This is a genomic window from Ruegeria sp. AF2 (assembly GCF_056542025.1).
Map to the genome: position 1 here is coordinate 516,831 of NZ_JBQFZC010000002.1, position 18,950 is coordinate 535,780.

Genomic DNA, 18,950 nt, shown 5'->3' on the forward strand with positions numbered 1-18,950 from the left:
CGTCAAGTCATCGAAAAGCGTCGCCTCAAGCGGATTTGTTCAGACAGGCGAAATAGAACCCGTCCATGCCACCCTTGTCCGCCCAGAAATCCGGACGCAAACGCAAGCCACCTTCTTCTGTAATCCAGTCCGGTTCAACGCCCGCAATCTCAAGCGCCGCACGGTCAATCTGCATATCCGGGTATTGATCCAGCGCCTCTTCGATCTGCACCTCTCCTTCGTCCGGCAACAAGGAACAGGTGCAATATACCAATCGGCCTCCGGGTTTGAGCAGGGTCCAGGCATGGGCCAGCATCCGGGCCTGTAGTTCGATCAATCCCCCGAATTCCGAGCCATCCTTGGCGAAGGGTAAATCAGGATGGCGGCGAATCGTGCCCGTGGCCGAACATGGCGCGTCGAGCAGGATGGCATCATACTGGCCCTGATGGTCCAGCGCATCACCAGCGATCACCTTGGCCTTCAAACCTGTCCGTTTCAGGTTCTCGCGCACCCGCTCCAACCGTGTTTCGGAGATATCCAGCGCCGTGACCTCTGCCGCTACCACAGCCAATTGCAACGTCTTGCCACCGGGCGCGGCGCAAAGGTCCAATACCTTTTCCCCGGCTTTCGGGGCCAGCACGCGCACAGGCAGCGCCGCTGCCGCATCCTGAACCCACCAGTTTCCACGCTTGTAGCCCGGCAAAGCCGACACCTGCCCCGCATCCTGCAAACGGACTGAGCCGGTGGGCAGGGCTTCTCCGCCCGGCGCCTCGGCGCCCGGTTTCAGCGTCACGTCCAGCGGTGCACCATTGAAATGGGCCTGTTCCATACCCTTTACTGCGTCATCGCCCCACGCCATGATCAGAGGATCGCGCAGCCAGTCGGGCAGACGGGGCACGCGCATCTTGGGCCAAGCATCCGGTCCATCGGCGGCAATCTTGCGCAAGACTGCATTCACCAACCCCTTGAGCCGCCCATGCTTGCGCGAGCGTCCCACGATCTCGACCATCGAATTGACCACGCCATGCGCGGCCTCGCCCTGACACAGCTCGACCGTTCCAAGCCGCAGTGCGTTATGCACCGTTAGCGCTGGTGTCTGCCGCAGGTGATCGGCCAACAGCCGGTCGGCACGCTCAAGCCCTCGCAGGGTTTCAATCGTCAACCGCTGTGCGCGCGCACGATCCTCGGGTACCAGACGATCCAATGCGCCGGCCGCCAGACACTCAGGTAACAGCCGCCCCTCGCCCAATATCTGATCCAGCAGATAGATTGCACTGCGCCGCGCGGCGGTTGCAGAGTTTGACATGATGCTGAGTGCCTCTCGTGACCTTTGCCCGCATTGCCTTGGGCGGACGAGGGCGTATATCAAGGCCCAGAACGGAAAGGAACCCGATGTCATGAGTGACGAGCGCAAAGACTTGCCCCCCGCCGCCCAGCGCGCATTGGCCGAGGCTGAGGAACGTCGCAAAAAGGCCGAAGCGGAAGCCAAGGCGCAGCCCAAGGAACTGGGTGGGCGCGACGGTCCCGATCCGGCCCGCTATGGTGATTGGGAAAAAAAGGGCATCGCCATCGACTTCTGATCAGGCCCCGCCCCGCAGCGCTTGCAGAAAGTCGTCTATCAACGCCCTTTGCCGTTTCGACCTTGCCCGATCCTCGGGCCATGTCAGCCAATAGCCATCCTTTGTCCTAAGCTCGGGCATATCCAATCTGTGTAATTGACCAGTCTTTAAGCTGCCCGAAGCCAACGGTAGTGAACCCAACGCGATCCCCATGCCCTGACGCGCCGCCGTGATCGCGTGACCTACCGAATCAAAACTGATCCGGCCAGCCGGTAATTCATCAACCCCCGCTACTTGCGCCCAGTCCTTCCAACCGGGGCGTTCTCCGCGCAAATCAATCAGCGGCGCACCCCAGTTGATGCCGGATGCGGCCATCGGTGCCAGCACTTCGGGCGCAATAAGCTTTGCCTTTCGTCCAGGCCAGACACCTCTGCCATAGCGGATCTGCAGCCAAGTACGTTCTTCCTCCAGCGAGGCGCGGCGGGCCATCGAATCTGTCATTACACGCACATTTGGCTGCGCCTCAAGGAACGTGGGCAAGGCTGGTAGAACCAGCGCGTGGATATGCGACGAAAGTCCCGCGACCCGAAGCTCGCGCGGAGTTTTGCCGAACAGATCCTCGGTATTGCGTTCCAGTGCTTGCAGGCTGTCCTGCACCAATGGCAGATAGCTTTCGCCTTCGATGGTCAGCGAAACACCGCGGGCTTCGCGCACAAACAATGACCGGCCCAGCCACGCCTCAAGATTGCCTATCCGTTGACTGACCGCCGCCTGCGTCAAACCAAATTCGCGCGCAGCAGCAGAAAAACCACCCAGCCGCCCGGCGGCTTCGAACACACGCAGCCAGTCCAATGGAGGTAGTCCAATCTTCTTCTTAGCCATAAGTATTTCCAGCCCTCAGTGGCAATAAGGTTTAATTGTAGTAATGCCACGGAGCGCGTATCTCCTCAAGCAAAGCCCGCGCCGAACAGGAGAGACCCCATGCTGCGCTCAGCCACTTTCGACCCATCTGTGGTCACTATCGCGTTTTCCGATGGTACCCAGGCCAGATTTCACGCCATTTGGCTGCGCGACAATGCGCTGGACCCCGAGACCCGCGCCCCCGGCAACGGGCAGCGCCTGATTACCATCGGCGATATCCCCACCGATATCTCGGTCAGCGCTGCCGAGATCCAAAATGGCGATCTGAGTGTTACCTTTCAGCCCGAAAACAAATCCGTGATGTTCCCTGCCGATTGGCTGGCCGATCACGTTTATGACCGCGAACAGGCGCAAGAAGTTGGCCGCACCGCATCCGGCGTCACCACATGGGAGCGTGGTATCAGCGCCCCCAGCGGTGACTGGGAAAGGGTGCACACCGACCCTGAGGCCAAGCGCAGCTGGCTGGCTGCCGTCGCGGAGTACGGCTTTGCCAAGCTGACAGGTGGCCCGACCGAGCCGGAATCGCTGCTGAAAGTGGCCGATCTATTCGGCTACGTGCGCCAGACAAATTATGGCCCCTATTTCGAGGTTCGGACCGAGGTGAACCCGACCAACCTCGCCTATACCGGGTTGGGGTTGCAGGCCCATACTGACAACCCTTATCGCGACCCGGTGCCGACGCTGCAAATCCTCTATTGCCTTGAGAATTCGGCCGAGGGCGGCGATTCCATTGTTGTCGATGGTTTCCGCGCGGCAGAACGTCTGCGCGACCAGAACCTTGAAGGCTTTGCCTTGCTGGCGGGCTATCCGGCGCGGTTCGAATATAAAGGCTCGGACGGGGTATGCTTGCGGTCACGTCGCCCGATGATCGAGCTTTCCCCCGATGGCGAGTTGATCGGTATTCGCTTCAACAACCGCTCGTCCGCGCCGTTCGTGGATGTGCCCTTTGACAAGATGGAAGCCTACTATGCTGCCTATCGCCAGCTGGGCGAGATCATTGACGATCCCGCCATGGGCGTGTCTTTCAAGCTGGAACCAGGCGAAAGTTTCATCGTCGACAACACCCGCGTAATGCATGCACGGCTGGGCTATTCCGGGGCCGGATCTCGCTGGCTGCAAGGGTGCTACGCCGACAAGGATGGGCTGCTTTCGACACTGGCCGCCATGCAGATGACACAACCGGAGGCGGCGGAATGAAACCCGATTTCTCGACCCTGAACCGGGACAATATCGTGGCCTTTATCAGTGACATTTTCGATCGTCGGGGGGGTGAGGAATATCTGGGCGAACCCGTCACCATGGCCCAGCACATGCTTCAAGGTGCCACGATTGCGGAGCAGAACGGGCAGTCCGACGAAATCATCGTCGGTGCGCTGTTGCACGACATCGGCCATTTTACTTCGGAATTCGGCACTTATCATCCGGACGATACCGAAGACCGGCATCATGAAGATGCGGGCGCCGAGGTGTTGGAGCAGTTCTTTCCGTCGGTCATCACCGATTGCTGCCGGTATCACGTTGCCGCCAAGCGGTATCTCTGCGCGACCAAGCCTGAGTATTTCAACCGCCTATCCGCAGCGTCGGTCCATACGCTGGAGCTGCAGGGCGGTCCGATGAGTGCAGAGGAAATAGCCGAGTTCGAGACCAATCCGAACCTTAAAGAGATCATTCAGGTCCGTTATCTGGACGAAGCGGGAAAACGTGCCGATATGGAGACCCCGGAGTTCGCCCATTTCGCGCCGATGGTGCAGCGGATGGTCGACCGGCACCTTCAGGCGAGCTGAGACAGCCTTTATCCGCCCGATCGATACAGCCAAGAAAATTCGCCGAATTTTCTTGGCACGTGATCCTGAAACCTAAAGCCCCAGTACATCCACCATGTCATATTGGCCCGGTGCCTTGCCTTGGCCCCACAACGCGGCTTTAAGCGCCCCACGGGCAAAGATCGCACGGTCAGTAGCCAGATGGCGCAACACGATACGCTCACCGGGGGCCGCGAACAGGACATCGTGTTCGCCAACAATGTCTCCGCCGCGAATGGCGTGGAAGCCGATGTCGCCGCGTTTGCGCGCACCGGTGATGCCGTCGCGGCCCCGATCAGCCACATCCGCCAACTTGACACCGCGCCCTTCTGCGGCAGCTTCGCCCAGCATCAAAGCCGTGCCCGAAGGCGCATCGACCTTGTGATGGTGGTGCCCCTCGATGACCTCGATATCGAAATCCTCATCCAGCGCGGCGGCAACCTTTTTGGTGAGCTGCACCAACAGATTGACCCCAAGGCTCATATTCCCGGCCCGTACAATCACGGCATGGCGCGAGGCGGGTTCCAGCGCGGCGATCTGTTCGTCACTCATGCCGGTCGTGCCAATCACGTGAACGCACCGCGCCTGCGCGGCCAGTGCGGCAAATTCCAGTGTCGCCTCGGGCGCCGTAAAGTCGATGACGGCCTGCGCCTGTGCAAATGCCTCCAGCGGATCGTCAGTGACGGTGACACCGAGCGCCTGCCCGCCCATCGCCTGACCCACATCCTGACCGATCCAGTCATGGCCCTTACGCTCGACCACACCGACCAGACGCGCCTGATCGCTCTCAGACACGGTCTTGATCAGCATCTGCCCCATACGGCCCGAAGCCCCTGTGATGACGATCCCCGGAATATGGGTCATTGCGCTGGTCCTTTCTAAAGTCGGCTCAAAGCCTCCTACCCGGTTCGCGCCCGCTTGGCAAAGCCCCGCTTTGCGCTTAGATCGGGGGCATGGCAAAGAACAAATTCCACGATGGCCCCGGCCCCTCCCAACGACAGCTGCGCGTCGGCGAACTCATCCGCCGCACTCTGTCCGAGGTTCTGGCGCGCGGAGATATCCACGACCCCGACCTGAACCGCATGTCGATCACGGTGGGTGAGGTGCGCACCTCGCCCGATCTGAAGATCGCCACCGCCTATGTGCTGCCCTTGGGCGGCAAGGGGCAGGAGGACGTGATCGAATTGCTCGCTCGAAACAAGGGTGAGCTTCGGCGCGCAGTGGGCAAGAAGGTGGGCCTGAAATTCTCACCCGACCTGCGGTTCCGTTTGGACGACACGTTTGATCGACTGGACGACACCCGCCGTATGTTTAATCAGGACGCGGTACGCCGCGATCTGGACGAGTGATCCGTACCCTTGTCACGCTGTGTGCTGTCCTTTGGGCCGCGCAAGTCTCTGCAGTCACCTGCGAGAAGCTGACTCATGAGGACAAGCGCTATACCATTTGCGAGGTCGATGCCTCGGAAGATTTGCGCCTGTTTCTGAACGATGAAAATGGCGATCTGCTGGGTCATTTCTCTTCGGTGAATGAGGCGTTGGAGCCTCAGGGGAAAAGGCTCGTCTTTGCGATGAATGCGGGCATGTACCATGACGACCGCTCGCCCGTCGGCCACTATGTCGAAGACGGGGAAGAGCAGATGCGCGTGATACCGAATGCCGGACCCGGCAATTTCGGACTGCTGCCCAACGGTGTGTTCTGCATCCGTGAAAACCGTGCCGATGTGTTCGAGACTTTGGATTTCGTCGATCAGGCGCCGCGGTGCCGCTTTGCGACACAATCGGGCCCCATGCTGGTGATCAACGGAGAGTTGCACCCTCGCTTTCTGCCGGATTCAACCTCGCGCTACACCCGAAACGGGGTGGGCACCAGCGCCGATGGCACGCGTGCAGTGTTTGCGATCTCGGACGATTACGTCACTTTCTTTGAATTTGGCAGCCTATTCCGCGATGTATTGAAAACACCGAATGCGCTGTTTCTAGATGGCAACATTTCCCGCATGTATGATCGCGCCAGCAACCGGTCGGATATCGGGTTTTCGCTGGGACCCATCGTGGGTGTCGTCGAGGACGTTCCGGCAAATTGACAGCATCGAAACGATCCGCTAACTCGCGCGCCTCAGCAAGACTCAAGGTGTAGAATGGGACGCAAACGCAAGGGCCGCGACATTTCCGGTTGGCTGGTGGTGGACAAGCCCGCTGGCATGACTTCGACCGCGGTGGTCAACAAGGTGCGTTGGGCGATGGACGCCAAGAAAGCCGGCCATGCGGGCACGCTGGACCCCGAGGCGACCGGCGTTCTGGCCGTTGCGCTGGGTGAGGCAACCAAGACCGTCCCCTACATAACCGATGCGCTGAAGGCCTACACCTTCACCGTGCGGCTGGGGCAGGCCACCAACACCGATGATGCTGAGGGTGAAGTCATCGCTGAGAGCATTGCGCGCCCCTCGGATGAGGATATCAAACATGCGCTCGGCCCGTTTCTGGGCGATATCAAACAGGTGCCGCCCAAGTTCTCGGCCGTGAAAATCGACGGTCAACGCGCCTATAAGCTGGCCCGAGATGGCGAGGATGTAGAGCTGACCGCCCGCCCTCTTTGGGTAGAGGAACTGGTGCTGATCGACCGCCCCGACGAAGACCACGTCGTGCTGGAGATGACCTGTGGCAAAGGTGGCTATGTCCGTTCCATTGCGCGTGATCTGGGTGAGGCGCTCGGCTGCCACGGCCACGTGAAAAAACTGCGCCGCATCTGGTCCGGCCCGTTTGAGGCCGAGGATGGCCTGACCATCGAACAGATCGACGAAATGGCCAAAACCACCGCATTGGATGATTATCTGCATCCGCTGGAAACCGGCCTGTCGAACCTGCCCGAGCTGAAATGCACCTCTGAAGGAGCCACCCGTCTGCGGAATGGCAATCCGGGCCTGGTGCTGGCCTCTGACGTGGAATACGGAGACGAGGCCTGGGCCTCGCTGGATGGCAAGGCCGTGGCCGTAGGAATTTACAAGTCGGGCGAATTGCACCCAAGCCGCGTCTTTGCCGCCAACTGATGACTGTTCAGGCGGCGATACGCAATTTGTGACCCAGTCGAAGTATCTCGGACACCAGTAGATCCAGATCCTGCTTTTGCGTGCGGTGATTGTTGACCGCCACCCGTAGGCAATGCGCTCCCTGAACCGTTGTATCCGATAAAACCGCTGTGCCTTCCTCTTGCAGGCACAACATGATTTCGCTGTTAATCGCACGCAGAGTTTCGGGGCTGAGACCGCCCGGGTCATAGCGGAAACAAACGATGTTTATGTTGGTGGGGAACATCAAGGTGAGGTCATCCTCTGCCTCGATCAGCGAAGTCAGATAACGCGCCTTTTCGATATCCTGATCAATGAGCCTGCCGAATTTCTGAACGCCGTGCTCCTTCAAGGACATCCAGACCTTGAGCGCTCGAAACCCACGCGAAGTCTGAATGCCGTAATCGTGCAAAAACGCCGCCCCGGCGACGCCTCGGGATTGCGGTTCCAGGTATTCCGGGGTCAGAGTAAATGTCGCGTGGTGGGCATCATGGCTTCGCACCAACGCGCAACCCACTTCGAAAGGCGCATGTAACCATTTGTGTGGGTCGAGCGCGACGGAATCCGCGCTTTCGATGCCGGACACGCGCCAACTGTTATCATGGGCGATTGCAATTAACGCACCGATACAGCCGTCAACATGAAACCACAGGCCTTCCTCGCGGCAGAAATCGGCAATCGCCGACAAGTCGTCGATGGCGCCTGTGTTCACGGTTCCGGCGGTGGCAATCACACAAGCGGGTTTAAGGCCGTCTGCGCGATCCTGCGCGACCATGCCGGCAAGCGCTTCAAGATCCATCGTCAAATCGTCTTGCGTAGGAACACGCCGCAGCGCCTTGTTGCCCAGACCCAGTGTTTCGAGCGACTTTTGGTGACAACTGTGCATCTGATCCGATCCGTAATACCGCATCGGCTTATCCATGGCGGCGATGCCCTCTTCGCGCATGTCGATCCCGGATTTAAAGTTGCGGGCCACCGTCAGCCCGATCAAGTTTGCCACGCTGCCGCCGCTGACCAATGTCCCACTGGCTCCTTCCGGCAGACCGATCATCTCGCGTAGCCAGTCGACGACTTGTCGGTCGATCAGGGCTGCCGCATGATTCCCTCCCCCTAGGTTCGATCCCTGAACCGCAGCCAGAAAATCCGCCATCGCGCCTGTGAAATTGCTCGCGCCCATATACCAGCCCCAAAACCGGGGATGAATATTGCCCATTGGATACTGCATGACCTGAGACTGGACATCATCCATCAAATCACCCAACGGCATACCCTGCTGAGGTGCAGGCGTTTCGAACCCGTTGCGTATCGCAGTCGGCATATCTTTCCATATCGACCTATCACGCACATCACGCGTATGATCCAACGCCATATCCAACATCTCATGTGCTAATTTGCGGGTCTGCTCCCAATCCGCCGGATCCAATGTCTCGAATGTCATGTCTTCCCCCAGAATAAGCCGTTCAAATGAAGGCAGGTATAGCACAAGTTAAGGATCAGGACATCGCCCCTTGTAAACGGGCCTAATTCCAGCCAAACCCGACTGCATGATCACCCGTTCTCATACCAAGGGCGACGCGCCCTCGACTGCTATCTACTCCGATTGCGAAAAATACCGCTATAGCCTGACCCGTATCTGGAACCCGGCGGGCCGCAAGGCGTTGTTTGTGATGCTGAATCCGTCGACGGCGACCGAGGTGCAGAACGACCCCACGGTAGAACGTTGCGAGCGTCGCGCACGCACACTGGGTTTCGGAGCTTTTCAGGTCACCAATATCTTTGCCTGGCGCGACACTGATCCGCGCAAGATGCGTGCATCTTCAGATCCGGTGGGGCCTGAGAATGACGCAGCCATCCTGGACGGCGTGGAATGGGCGGATCAGGTCATCGCCGCCTGGGGCACCCATGGCGCACATCTGGAACGCGGCCCCGCAGTTGAGGAATTGCTGCGCGGCACGGGCCAGCCCTTGTTCCACCTCGGGCTGACCAAGGACGGGCATCCGAAGCATCCTCTCTACATTGCGTACACTCAGCAGCCCGAACCCTGGTGATAAAGGGTTAACCAAGCTCTCAGCTTCGCTTTGACCAAGCCATTGTTTGCATGAGATGTTTTACACTCGGAGCCATTGTGCTTGCGGAGGGTAGATATGTTTCTGATCGGATTATTCGGAATGGCCGCCATGGGTGGTGCGGCCTACGCAATCAGCGACGTACTTGTGCCAGAAGACAAAGGCGATGACGAGGAGGAAGACGATCGCATCGAGGAAACGACCGACGACGACCTGTCGGAAGGCAATTTGCTTGACGCGGACGAGAATGTCGACGAGCCCAGCTCTGCCGAGGAAACCCACTCTGACACTGGTGAGATTGTGTCCGAGTATGAAGGCGATCTGGTCATTGCGGGCGATGAGGATGCGGATGTTCTGACCGGGCAAGAAGGCAACGATCAGATCAACGGATATGGCGGGGACGACTGGATCGACGGCGGCGCCGGCAACGACGTGTTGTATGGCGGTGGTGGCAGGGACGTCCTGTTTGGCAACCTCGGGAATGATGTGCTCCATGGTGAATATGGTGACGACGCGCTGGACGGAATGTCAGGAAATGACGACCTGTATGGTCATTTCGGAACAGATGATCTGAGCGGCGGTGATGGGAATGACCGGCTTTTTGGTGGTCAGGGCGATGACACGTTAAGCGGCGATGACGGCGACGACGCGCTACAAGGCGGAGATGGCGACGACTACCTTGTTGGGGGTGCCGGTGAAGACGCCCTGTTTGGCGGAGATGGTGATGACATCTTGTCCGGAGAAGATGGCCCGGACGAGCCTGCGCGCGACTTCCTAAACGGGGGCTCTGGGGACGACGTCATTCTTGCCGAAGACGGCGATGTGGTCACAGGTGGAGAGGGTGAGGACGAGATCGTCGTACAGTCCGACCCCGAGCAGGAAGCCACGACAATCATGGATTTCCAGATCGGTCACGACAAGCTTCTGATCACCTGGGACAACCCGGAAGAACCGGAATTGACGATCGAACAGGACAGTGAAAACAACAGCTTGACCCATGTTCGGGTCAATGGCGAAGACGTCGCTCAGCTTTTTGGCGCAGAGGGTCTGACTGTTGAAGATATTCAGTTTGTGACCGAAGCCCAGTTGGAGCAGTACGCCTTCACCAGTTGAGCCTGCAGAATCCCTTTGCCATTTGCGGTGAATGCGCCTATACGCGCCCATCCGCATCGGAGTCGGTGCGGTTTTCTCCATGGGCCTGTGCTGGACGACATCCCGGCCTGCGCCATCAACTCTAACCTTTAAAGGAGACCCCGATGTCGATTACTGCCGCTGATAAAGCACGCGTCATGAAAGAATTCGCAACCAAGGACGGCGACACTGGTTCGCCTGAAGTCCAGGTTGCTATCCTGACCTCGCGCATCAACACCCTGACCGAGCACTTCAAAACCCACAAGAAAGACAACCACGGTCGTCGTGGTCTTCTGAAGATGGTTGCTCAGCGCCGTAAGCTGCTGGACTATCTGAAGGGCAAAGAAGAAGCACGCTATCAGGACCTGATCAAAAAGCTGGGCATCCGCCGCTAAACGCGTTTTGTTCATGTTGTACAGGCGCTGAGGCCCTGTTCGTACAAATTGTACATCTTGTACGCCCGCCATTTGGTGGGCGTATTTGTTTTGGTCACTGTCTAATCTAGTGAACTGTGCGGCGCGCGAATTTCCCGCCATGTTCATGAGAGACGGCACACACATACCTGCGGCCCAAACCTTACCGCTACGCAAAGAAGCGCAAACTTTTTTAACTTCCTGTGAACCACTTCACTGAACGCGGTCAAAGATTGCGCCATTCTGAGGATGTTAGTGAGTAGGCGCTTCTTTTGTTTCGAGCGTCAGGTTTTTCATAGTCCTCCCTTTTTTACTGGGCGTGCCTGTAGCGGGCGCGCCCATTTTCGTTCGGGACACACTGATGAAACCTACTTGCCTTTGGTATCAAGCGCCTGAACGCCGGGATGGCGAAACAGTTTCGCCATCGCAATCAGTGCCAGTACACCGCAGATGACCGCGAGCACGAAAGGCATCCGCAAATTGATAGCCATGAGGGACCCGCTGAGGGCCGTAATGGTCCCGGAGCCCAACGCGTAGATGGCGACTGTCACACCCATGACCCAACCTTGCTCGGTTGGGCCGACGCTCGCGGAAAACAACGAAAGCATGGTCGGGTACATGATCGCGAACGCGATGGTTATCGGAACAATCAGGACATAGGACAGATCGGCCATGGGGTTCAGCATGAAGGCCAATATCCCAAGCGCCATTGCGGCAATGGAAACATATAGAATCGGGAACTTTTTATAGCGCTCGTGCAGCGGTGCGGTGAGGTAGGCACTGCCAAAGGCCATGGAGCCTCCGAACACGGCGAGGGCCATGCTGTTTTGAAGCGTACTGAACTTGAACCGGGTCAGCAGATACGTGTCGATGAAGAAGAAAAACGCATTCAGGCACATCAGCGAGAACAACATGACGACCGAAAGCCGCAAAACGACCGGGTGCGAGAAGACTTTCCACAAGTTCAAAACAACATCTAAAAGCCCGAAGTCAATTTTTTGTCTTTTGAAACCGGGTTCGGAGAAGAAGAACAGAATCAGTGCCATGTTGATCAGGATCAGGGCAATGGCGACGTAGAAAGGCAGTTCCAGTGACGCAAATGATCCCATCAGGTTTTGGTCGCTGAGCAATCCTGAAATCAGTGGCCCCCCGAGCAGGCCCAGCGCGGATGCCGCAACAATCATCCCGAGGTTTTTTGATTTCTCCTGATCGTCATGGCTGATGTCGATCAATGCGGCCTGCGCAATGGGTTGGTTGGCCGTTGTAAACCCGGAAATGGCGCGCCCCATAAGCAACAGCCAATAGCTGGATGTCATGATCGCGGCCACGGTCAGAACATATCCGATCAGCGCACCGGTCAGGCAGATTATGATGCCTGTTTTGCGCCCGATATAGTCCGACAACTTGGCGATAAAGGCCGCCCCGAAAAAGTAGAACAGAAAGAAGACGACAATCAGTATCGTATAGTCGAGTTGGCGGATATTCGTCGCTGTTCCTTGCGGAAGGAAAGCCTGTTGTGGGTCCAGTAGGATCGTGTTGAAAATCGGTACGATCAATCCAAACCCCATCACGTCAATGAATACGACCAGCAACAGAGACAATCGCGACAGGTTCATAATACCTTCCTCATTACGGTCCCGGAAAAATCCAATTTCAAAAACGTCGAGGGGCAGGTCACATCGCCAGAAACACGCGCTGCGCCAAGAATTGCCCTGGATCAGAGTATGGGCTGATTTGTTTTCTGTCCAATTTGGCACGGCAACGGGCGGTATCCGGGCGGCTGGCCTTGGGATTCGAATTGTGACGCCGCGTCGCGAAAGCCGAGCCTTGGGTTAGAAAGTTGACGTAAGCGTAAGCCGTGCTTAATTTTTTTGATCGAGCGGTCAAAAAATGACGCAAACTACGGATTTCTTCCCCCTTTCTCGGCAACCTATTTTCCTTACATGGGCGGTGTCGCTGCGGGTTCACACTCACGGAAGTTGGTCTTTGAGCCCTTCCCTCAAGTGGCTTGGACCCGACCCGCAGCGGCATGAATTTGATGACCATATGTTGCGGGAGTTGAATGATGCCTTTGAAGACAATTCTAAACCGGGTGTTTGCAACCAAGATGCCCGAGTCATCCAACGCCGCAAATGCATCGTCGATCCTGGATGATCCTTTTGCGCGGAAGAGGACCATTTCAAAAGTCGAAACCGCAGCGGTTCTTCGCGGGATTCTGGAAGATGAAAAAATGGAACATCCGACCCAGCGCAAACGCGAGGATTCGCTGCACTAGCAGCCGTTTGGCGCGTACACGATGTCTAGCGCATGGGTGCGAGTTGCCAAGACCGATCCATAAAAAACGCCCGCCGATCTGGCGGGCGTTTTGATTTTTTAGGGATTGCCCTGCTACATCTTGGCCCTCTCTGATTTCAGTGCCAGCCACAGGCAATAGCACATGATCAGAACCACCAAGGTAAACGGAATTCCAGTCGAGACCGCAGCGCCCTGCAGCGCGGATAGGCCTCCGCCCAATAGCAGCGCAATGGCAACCAGACCTTCGAGCGTACACCAAAACACACGTTGTACCACTGGCGCATCCATCTTGCCGCCCGCCGTGATCGTATCGATCACCAGTGAGCCTGAGTCCGACGATGTGACAAAGAACACTACGATCAGGATCAGGGCGATCGGGGCGATGATGCCGTAGAGCGGCAGTTCTTTCAGGAAGCCGAACAGCGCGCCCTCGGGTGCATAGCTGTCGATCACCGTGGCGCGAACGCCTTCTGCGCCGCCTGCATTCAGCATGTCGATTGCTGCGCCACCAAAGGTCGACATCCACAGGGCGCAAACCGCAGTGGGTGCCAACAAGGCGCAAATGACGAACTCACGCACCGTACGACCCTTGGAGATGCGGGCGATGAACATACCCACGAAGGGTGACCACGCGATCCACCACGCCCAGTAGAAGGTTGTCCAGCCGTGGAAATAGCTGGTGTCTTCTCGACCGAACGGATTGGACAGGGCAGGTAGATGGGTCACGTAGTCCACCATCACGTTGAAATACCGCGCGATGGCCGTACCCACGCCGGTGACAACGATGACAAAGATGAACAAGCCCACGGCCATGATCATGTTGATTTCACTCAGCCGTTTGACGCCCGCATCCATGCCCAACAGGACCGAGCCCAGCGCGATCATCGTGATACCAATGATCAGCAGGACGGTGACAGTGGGGCTGGGTTCGATGCCGAACACCTCATAGAGCCCCGCAGCGACCTGTTGCGCGCCCAGACCCAGAGATGTGGTCAGGCCGAACAACGTGGCAAACACGGCCAGAGTATCGATGATGTGGCCCCACCAGCCCCAGACACGTTCGCCCAGGATCGGATAAAAGGCCGAGCGCAGGGTCAGTGGCAGCCCGAGATTATAGCTGAAGATCGCAAGCGCTAGACCAACGGCAGCATAAACCGCCCAGCCTTCAAGACCCCAGTGGTGGATCGTACCAACGATGCCAATATATTCATTGCCTGGCACCGCGATATCGATGCCCAGCGGGCGCGCGTTGCCGTCTTCTGCAAAGTTGTAATAGACCGGCTCCATCACGCCGAAGAACAGCAGCCCGATACCAATGCCGGCCGCGAACATCATCGCGATCCATCCAGCATAGGAATAGTCGGGGGTGGCGTCCTTGCCGCCGATCCTCACTTTGCCCACCGGCAGGATGATCAGCACCAGACAGAACAGGGTGATCGCGTCAACCGACAGCACCAGGAACCAGTCAAACGTGCTGGTCAGCCATGGCCGAAGCCAGCCAAAGAACGCGGCTGCGGATTCCTGATTGGCCAATGCGATCAGGACGAACGCAAAGATCAAGATGCTTGAGATCAAAAAGACCGGATTATGGATGTCCAGACCGAAGGGCCGGACATTATCCTGCCCCAGCTCATATTCAGTCTCAAAGTCATAAATCCGGGGATCCGGATCCAGCATTTTTTTGGTTTGTGCCATGCGTCTGCCCTTCTGTTCGCTACGTGCAAACGCCAAGGTATTCGACCGGCGGACGGAGGTGATATTCGTATTCCCTTGGCGCGTTTCCGTCATTTCGACCGCAGGTATGGTGGTTTCAGCCTATACGGATACTAAATTTTCACCAAATATATTCGATTTCGCGAATAATTAGGCGGTGGGAGCGACCGAATTAGCTTTCAGAGCTGCAAATATCCTGTTATTCAACCAAATGGTTGACTGAAGCAGAAAAGGCATGTAATTCATCCAAATGGTTGAACGAGAGAATCGCTATGACCTAAGCGCTATATTGAAGGCCGCGTCCGACCCAACCCGCCGCGTGATCCTAACGATGCTCGCGCAGCAGGGCCCCTTGCGGGTGACGGATATTGCGCAGCAATTCGATATGAGCCTCAACTCGGTATCCAAGCACATCAAGGTGCTGGAGAATGCCGGGCTGGTGCGGCGTCGGACGGAATGGCGCGAGCATCTGATCGAGGTGCAGATGGCCCCCTTGTCAGCCGTGGATGACTGGTTCGCCGGGCTGCGTTCGATCTGGGCGCTTCGGCTGGACGCCTTGGAAACTGCTTTGGAGGACCCAGAAGATGACGGAACTGTCCCTTGAAATAACCCGCGCCATTCCGCACCCGCCGGAAAAGGTTTTTGATGCTTGGCTAGACCCGGAAATGCTGGCCAAGTTCATGCTGCCCGGTCCCAACATGTCAGTGCCCGAAGCTTATTCTGATGCCAAGGTAGGGGGCCGGTTCAAGATCATCATGCGCGCGCCCGAGGCCGGGGACCTTCCGCATGAGGGCGAATACAAGGTGATCGACCGGCCCAATCGGCTGCAATTCACTTGGAACTCTCCTTACAGTCAGGACGATTCCACCGTGACGCTAGATTTCACGCCCACCGATAAGGGTACGGAATTGCGCCTGCACCACATCCGCTTCCCTTCGGAAGAAAGCCGCAACAATCACGAAGGTGGCTGGACCCGAATCCTTGAGACGCTGGAGGGTGCGCTGTGATCAACTGGCTCGCCCTTGGCGTGGGTGTGATCGCGGCCTTTCTGCTGGGCTGGCTGGTCTACGGACCCGTCGGCTTTCAGAAACGCTGGGCCGAGGGAACACGGATCGACCCCACCCCGCCCGAATCTCCACCCCTGCCGCAGATGGCGGCCCAGATCGTTTTCCTGATCCTGCTAGCCGCTGTGATCGCGGTGACCGAGACCAACAACAGCCTTGGCGTTGCGGTGCTGGCGATCCTTGCAGTGGCTGCTCAGGCCGCATCGGTCGGGGCATGGGCACAGAAAAGCGGCTTCGCCATCGCAGTCGACACCGGATATGCGCTGGGCTGCGGCGTGGTGATGATATTGGCGCACGCTATCCTTTGATACATCGGCCCCTGCCCAGCTTGGGCGGGGGTTAGGCAATCCCCTGCCCCCCAAAAACTCCCGACTTTCCAAAGCTTGCAAACTGATGTATGGGCCTGTCATCTGAGACGTTGTGCCCTGACCCCGGCACTCGAATGGAAGATAAAGTGGGGTCGGCGGCAATGGGGCCGCCATGCAAACCGGAGACCCGCAGGGGCGGGAGTGCTCCGTTCTAGGATACGCATATGTTTGATGTAACAAAGAAATCGATTCAGTGGGGCGAAGAGACGCTGACACTGGAAACCGGCAAGGTTGCCCGTCAGGCCGACGGCAGCGTGATTGCCACGCTGGGCGAAACCAGCGTCATGGCAAACGTGACCTTTGCCCGTGCTCAAAAGCCCGGTCAGGATTTTTTTCCGCTGACCGTGCACTATCAAGAAAAATACTATGCCGCCGGTAAGGTTCCGGGTGGCTTCTTCAAGCGCGAAGCGCGCCCGACCGAGAAAGAGACGCTGACCGCGCGTCTGATTGACCGTCCGATCCGCCCGCTGTTTGTTGACGGCTTTAAAAACGAAGTTCTGGTGATGTGCACCGTGCTGTCCCACGATCTGGTCAACGACCCCGACATCGTTGCGATGATCGCAGCCTCTGCCGCACTGACCATTTCCGGCGCGCCGTTCATGGGTCCGATCGCCGGTGCCCGCGTTGGTTTCGAGGATGGCGAATACGTTCTGAACCCGACCGTCGACGACATGCAGGACCTGCGCCTGAACCCTGAACAGCGTCTGGACCTGGTTGTCGCCGGTACCAAAGACGCCGTGATGATGGTGGAATCGGAAGCGTACGAACTGTCCGAGGCGGAAATGCTGGGCGCAGTAAACTTCGCGCATGAGCAAATTCAGCCCGTGATCGACCTGATCATCTCGCTGGCCGAAGAAGCCGCGAAAGAGCCGTTCGAATTTGTCGCCCCCGATTACTCGGAGCTGTCCGCCGCTGTTTCGGCTGCCGGTGAAGAGAAAATGCGCGCCGCGTTCGCGATCACCGACAAGCAAGAGCGCACCGCCGCTGTTGCCGCGGCCCGTGAAGCGATCAAGGAAGCTCTGACCGAAGAGCAACTAGAAGACGGCAATCTCGGTTCCGCTATGAAGAAGCTGGAAGCTGGCATTCTGCGCGGTGACGTCGTCAAAGGCGGCAAGCGTATCGACGGTCGTTCGACCACCGATATCCGTTCGATCGTCGCAGAAACCTCGATGCTGCCGCGTACACACGGTTCTGCCCTTTTCACCCGTGGTGAGACTCAGGCATTGGCCGTGACCACGCTGGGCACCGGTGACGACGAACAGTTCATCGACGCGCTACACGGCAACTTCAAATCGAACTTCCTGCTGCACTACAACTTCCCTCCCTACTCGGTTGGCGAAGTTGGCCGCGTGGGTGGTCCGGGCCGTCGTGAGATCGGCCACGGCAAGCTGGCATGGCGTGCCCTGCAGGCGGTTCTGCCTGCGGCGACCGACTTCCCCTATACGATCCGCATCGTGTCGGAGATCACTGAATCAAATGGCTCGTCCTCGATGGCGTCGGTCTGCGGCGGTTCGCTGTCGATGATGGATGCAGGCGTTCCGCTGAAAGCACCGGTTGCTGGTGTGGCCATGGGCCTGATCCTGGAAGATGACGGCGAATACGCCATCCTGTCGGACATTCTGGGTGACGAAGACCACCTGGGCGACATGGACTTCAAGGTGGCTGGCACCGAAAACGGCATCACCTCGCTGCAGATGGACATCAAGGTTGCGGGCATCACGCCTGAGATCATGGAGAAAGCCCTGGCGCAAGCCAAGGACGGCCGGATGCACATTCTGGGTGAGATGGGCAAAGCCCTGTCCGAGACCAACGAATTCTCGGTCCACGCCCCGCGCATCGAGACCATGAACATCCCCACCGACAAGATCCGTGAAGTGATCGGTTCGGGCGGTAAGGTCATCCGCGAGATCGTCGAGGTTTCGGGTGCCAAGGTCGACATCAATGACGACGGCGTCATCAAGATCGCGTCGCCCGACGGTGAATCGATCAAGAAGGCCTATGAGATGATCCACTCGATCGTTGCCGAGCCGGAAGAGGGCCAGATCTACACCGGTAAAGTGGTCAAGATCGTCGACTTCGGTGCCTTCGTGAACTTCTTTGGCAAGCGCGACGGTCTGGTACACGTGTCCCAGATCGAAAACCGCCGCCTGAACCATCCGTCGGATGTTCTGAAAGAAGGTCAGGAAGTAAAGGTCAAGCTTCTGGGCTTTGACGATCGCGGCAAGGTGCGCCTGTCGATGAAAGTTGTCGATCAGGAAACCGGCGAAGAGATCGTTCCCGAGAAGAAAGAAAAGAAAGAGGAAAGCGCAGAGTAATCTGCCTCTTTTGCAAGAACGAAGGCCCCGGTAATCTGCCGGGGCCTTTTTCTTTGGGCGAATGTCGAGTGCCGTAGCGATACTGTGGAATGTGCCGATCATCAGCTGGTGCTGGGGTAGGCTTCAATTTAGATGAGGATACAGTTTTAATCGCTGAGTGCATTGCCCTGAAACAGAGCCTCGCAACCACTTAAAACGTTGGCTTTACAGGCCCGAGGCATCTACTTGGGCGTTCTTTTCTACTCATTGCCGATAAA

The 18,950-nt window shown here is 57.8% G+C and carries 20 protein-coding genes; 14 read left to right on the plus strand and 6 right to left on the minus strand.

What is annotated here, in order from left to right:
* Positions 1-25: 25 nt before the first annotated feature.
* On the minus strand, positions 26-1,285 hold the full coding sequence (locus ACR0NM_RS10025) for an RsmB/NOP family class I SAM-dependent RNA methyltransferase (RefSeq protein ID WP_480614448.1): 1,260 nt from the start codon (positions 1,283-1,285) through the stop codon (positions 26-28).
* A 91-nt stretch (positions 1,286-1,376) separates the two neighbouring features.
* On the opposite strand from ACR0NM_RS10025, the gene ACR0NM_RS10030 reads away from it, so the two are divergent.
* The gene (locus ACR0NM_RS10030; RefSeq protein WP_170394659.1) at positions 1,377-1,559 is read left to right on the plus strand and encodes a DUF1674 domain-containing protein; all 183 of its coding nucleotides are present in this window, start codon (positions 1,377-1,379) and stop codon (positions 1,557-1,559) included.
* Here ACR0NM_RS10030 and ACR0NM_RS10035 read toward each other — a convergent pair whose 3' ends face one another.
* Positions 1,560-2,420, minus strand: a complete 861-nt coding sequence (locus tag ACR0NM_RS10035; protein WP_480614451.1) for a LysR family transcriptional regulator — start codon at positions 2,418-2,420, stop codon at positions 1,560-1,562.
* Positions 2,421-2,519: 99 nt separating this feature from the next.
* Here ACR0NM_RS10035 and tmpA point away from each other — a divergent pair, with 99 nt between their 5' ends.
* Together tmpA and tmpB are read left to right on the plus strand one after the other, a co-directional pair.
* Complete coding sequence (tmpA, locus tag ACR0NM_RS10040; protein ID WP_480614454.1) at positions 2,520-3,656, plus strand: 2-trimethylaminoethylphosphonate dioxygenase; 1,137 nt, start codon at positions 2,520-2,522, stop codon at positions 3,654-3,656.
* Complete coding sequence (tmpB, locus tag ACR0NM_RS10045) at positions 3,653-4,243, plus strand: (R)-1-hydroxy-2-trimethylaminoethylphosphonate oxygenase (RefSeq protein ID WP_480614457.1); 591 nt, start codon at positions 3,653-3,655, stop codon at positions 4,241-4,243. The genes tmpA and tmpB overlap by 4 nt, the downstream gene beginning before the upstream one ends.
* A gap of 72 nt (positions 4,244-4,315) precedes the next feature.
* On the opposite strand, the gene dapB is transcribed toward tmpB, so the two are convergent.
* A complete protein-coding gene (dapB, locus tag ACR0NM_RS10050; RefSeq protein WP_480614459.1) occupies positions 4,316-5,125 on the minus strand; it encodes a 4-hydroxy-tetrahydrodipicolinate reductase in 810 nt (269 codons plus the stop codon).
* A gap of 89 nt (positions 5,126-5,214) precedes the next feature.
* On the opposite strand from dapB, the gene rbfA reads away from it, so the two are divergent.
* The 3 genes from rbfA to truB are packed head-to-tail and all read left to right on the plus strand — an operon-like array spanning position 5,215 to position 7,310.
* Positions 5,215-5,610: a 30S ribosome-binding factor RbfA gene (gene rbfA / locus ACR0NM_RS10055; RefSeq protein ID WP_170693537.1), complete on the plus strand. Its 396-nt coding sequence runs from the start codon at positions 5,215-5,217 to the stop codon at positions 5,608-5,610.
* On the plus strand, positions 5,607-6,347 hold the full coding sequence (locus tag ACR0NM_RS10060; protein WP_480614463.1) for a phosphodiester glycosidase family protein: 741 nt from the start codon (positions 5,607-5,609) through the stop codon (positions 6,345-6,347). Before rbfA ends, ACR0NM_RS10060 begins: the two co-directional genes overlap by 4 nt.
* 54 nt (positions 6,348-6,401) lie before the next feature.
* Positions 6,402-7,310, plus strand: coding sequence for a tRNA pseudouridine(55) synthase TruB (gene truB / locus ACR0NM_RS10065; RefSeq protein ID WP_480614466.1), 909 nt, complete (start codon positions 6,402-6,404; stop codon positions 7,308-7,310).
* 7 nt (positions 7,311-7,317) lie between these two features.
* Here truB and ACR0NM_RS10070 read toward each other — a convergent pair whose 3' ends face one another.
* Complete coding sequence (locus ACR0NM_RS10070) at positions 7,318-8,766, minus strand: pyridoxal phosphate-dependent decarboxylase family protein (protein WP_480614469.1); 1,449 nt, start codon at positions 8,764-8,766, stop codon at positions 7,318-7,320.
* A gap of 106 nt (positions 8,767-8,872) precedes the next feature.
* On the opposite strand from ACR0NM_RS10070, the gene ACR0NM_RS10075 reads away from it, so the two are divergent.
* From ACR0NM_RS10075 to rpsO, 3 genes are all read left to right on the plus strand, one after another.
* The gene (locus ACR0NM_RS10075) at positions 8,873-9,376 is read left to right on the plus strand and encodes a DUF1643 domain-containing protein (protein WP_170394684.1); all 504 of its coding nucleotides are present in this window, start codon (positions 8,873-8,875) and stop codon (positions 9,374-9,376) included.
* 96 nt (positions 9,377-9,472) lie between these two features.
* On the plus strand, positions 9,473-10,507 hold the full coding sequence (locus ACR0NM_RS10080; protein ID WP_480614472.1) for a calcium-binding protein: 1,035 nt from the start codon (positions 9,473-9,475) through the stop codon (positions 10,505-10,507).
* Positions 10,508-10,650: 143 nt separating this feature from the next.
* Positions 10,651-10,920, plus strand: a complete 270-nt coding sequence (rpsO, locus tag ACR0NM_RS10085) for a 30S ribosomal protein S15 (RefSeq protein WP_050605082.1) — start codon at positions 10,651-10,653, stop codon at positions 10,918-10,920.
* 386 nt (positions 10,921-11,306) lie between these two features.
* On the opposite strand, the gene ACR0NM_RS10090 is transcribed toward rpsO, so the two are convergent.
* A complete protein-coding gene (locus ACR0NM_RS10090; protein WP_480614475.1) occupies positions 11,307-12,554 on the minus strand; it encodes an MFS transporter in 1,248 nt (415 codons plus the stop codon).
* Positions 12,555-13,003: 449 nt separating this feature from the next.
* Here ACR0NM_RS10090 and ACR0NM_RS10095 point away from each other — a divergent pair, with 449 nt between their 5' ends.
* A complete protein-coding gene (locus ACR0NM_RS10095; protein ID WP_170587787.1) occupies positions 13,004-13,213 on the plus strand; it encodes a hypothetical protein in 210 nt (69 codons plus the stop codon).
* A gap of 113 nt (positions 13,214-13,326) precedes the next feature.
* On the opposite strand, the gene ACR0NM_RS10100 is transcribed toward ACR0NM_RS10095, so the two are convergent.
* Complete coding sequence (locus tag ACR0NM_RS10100) at positions 13,327-14,928, minus strand: BCCT family transporter (protein ID WP_480614478.1); 1,602 nt, start codon at positions 14,926-14,928, stop codon at positions 13,327-13,329.
* A 268-nt stretch (positions 14,929-15,196) separates the two neighbouring features.
* Here ACR0NM_RS10100 and ACR0NM_RS10105 point away from each other — a divergent pair, with 268 nt between their 5' ends.
* The 4 genes from ACR0NM_RS10105 to pnp all read left to right on the plus strand — a co-directional run bounded on the left by ACR0NM_RS10105 (position 15,197) and on the right by pnp (position 18,693).
* Positions 15,197-15,550: a metalloregulator ArsR/SmtB family transcription factor gene (locus ACR0NM_RS10105; protein ID WP_170408502.1), complete on the plus strand. Its 354-nt coding sequence runs from the start codon at positions 15,197-15,199 to the stop codon at positions 15,548-15,550.
* Entirely contained in the window at positions 15,531-15,953 is a 423-nt protein-coding gene (locus tag ACR0NM_RS10110; protein WP_170394703.1) for an SRPBCC family protein, read from the plus strand. The genes ACR0NM_RS10105 and ACR0NM_RS10110 overlap by 20 nt, the downstream gene beginning before the upstream one ends.
* Positions 15,950-16,318 carry a DUF1761 family protein gene (locus tag ACR0NM_RS10115; RefSeq protein ID WP_170513987.1) on the plus strand — a complete coding sequence of 123 codons (369 nt, stop codon included), beginning with the start codon at positions 15,950-15,952 and terminating at the stop codon, positions 16,316-16,318. Before ACR0NM_RS10110 ends, ACR0NM_RS10115 begins: the two co-directional genes overlap by 4 nt.
* Positions 16,319-16,542: 224 nt before the next feature.
* On the plus strand, positions 16,543-18,693 hold the full coding sequence (gene pnp / locus ACR0NM_RS10120; RefSeq protein WP_170394709.1) for a polyribonucleotide nucleotidyltransferase: 2,151 nt from the start codon (positions 16,543-16,545) through the stop codon (positions 18,691-18,693).
* Positions 18,694-18,950: the final 257 nt, after the last annotated feature.

Bases quoted from the DNA above. Each gene is read 5' to 3' on its own strand.
- ACR0NM_RS10100 (WP_480614478.1), bottom strand. From the start codon at position 14,928: ATGGCACAAACCAAAAAAATGCTGGATCCGGATCCCCGGATTTATGAC.
- rpsO (WP_050605082.1), top strand. From the start codon at position 10,651: ATGTCGATTACTGCCGCTGATAAAGCACGCGTCATGAAAGAATTCGCA.
- ACR0NM_RS10105 (WP_170408502.1), top strand. From the start codon at position 15,197: ATGGTTGAACGAGAGAATCGCTATGACCTAAGCGCTATATTGAAGGCC.
- dapB (WP_480614459.1), bottom strand. From the start codon at position 5,125: ATGACCCATATTCCGGGGATCGTCATCACAGGGGCTTCGGGCCGTATG.
- tmpB (WP_480614457.1), top strand. From the start codon at position 3,653: ATGAAACCCGATTTCTCGACCCTGAACCGGGACAATATCGTGGCCTTT.
- ACR0NM_RS10110 (WP_170394703.1), top strand. From the start codon at position 15,531: ATGACGGAACTGTCCCTTGAAATAACCCGCGCCATTCCGCACCCGCCG.
- pnp (WP_170394709.1), top strand. From the start codon at position 16,543: ATGTTTGATGTAACAAAGAAATCGATTCAGTGGGGCGAAGAGACGCTG.
- tmpA (WP_480614454.1), top strand. From the start codon at position 2,520: ATGCTGCGCTCAGCCACTTTCGACCCATCTGTGGTCACTATCGCGTTT.
- ACR0NM_RS10030 (WP_170394659.1), top strand. From the start codon at position 1,377: ATGAGTGACGAGCGCAAAGACTTGCCCCCCGCCGCCCAGCGCGCATTG.
- ACR0NM_RS10070 (WP_480614469.1), bottom strand. From the start codon at position 8,766: ATGACATTCGAGACATTGGATCCGGCGGATTGGGAGCAGACCCGCAAA.
- truB (WP_480614466.1), top strand. From the start codon at position 6,402: ATGGGACGCAAACGCAAGGGCCGCGACATTTCCGGTTGGCTGGTGGTG.
- ACR0NM_RS10080 (WP_480614472.1), top strand. From the start codon at position 9,473: ATGTTTCTGATCGGATTATTCGGAATGGCCGCCATGGGTGGTGCGGCC.
- ACR0NM_RS10035 (WP_480614451.1), bottom strand. From the start codon at position 2,420: ATGGCTAAGAAGAAGATTGGACTACCTCCATTGGACTGGCTGCGTGTG.
- ACR0NM_RS10095 (WP_170587787.1), top strand. From the start codon at position 13,004: ATGCCTTTGAAGACAATTCTAAACCGGGTGTTTGCAACCAAGATGCCC.
- ACR0NM_RS10075 (WP_170394684.1), top strand. From the start codon at position 8,873: ATGATCACCCGTTCTCATACCAAGGGCGACGCGCCCTCGACTGCTATC.
- ACR0NM_RS10025 (WP_480614448.1), bottom strand. From the start codon at position 1,285: ATGTCAAACTCTGCAACCGCCGCGCGGCGCAGTGCAATCTATCTGCTG.
- rbfA (WP_170693537.1), top strand. From the start codon at position 5,215: ATGGCAAAGAACAAATTCCACGATGGCCCCGGCCCCTCCCAACGACAG.
- ACR0NM_RS10090 (WP_480614475.1), bottom strand. From the start codon at position 12,554: ATGAACCTGTCGCGATTGTCTCTGTTGCTGGTCGTATTCATTGACGTG.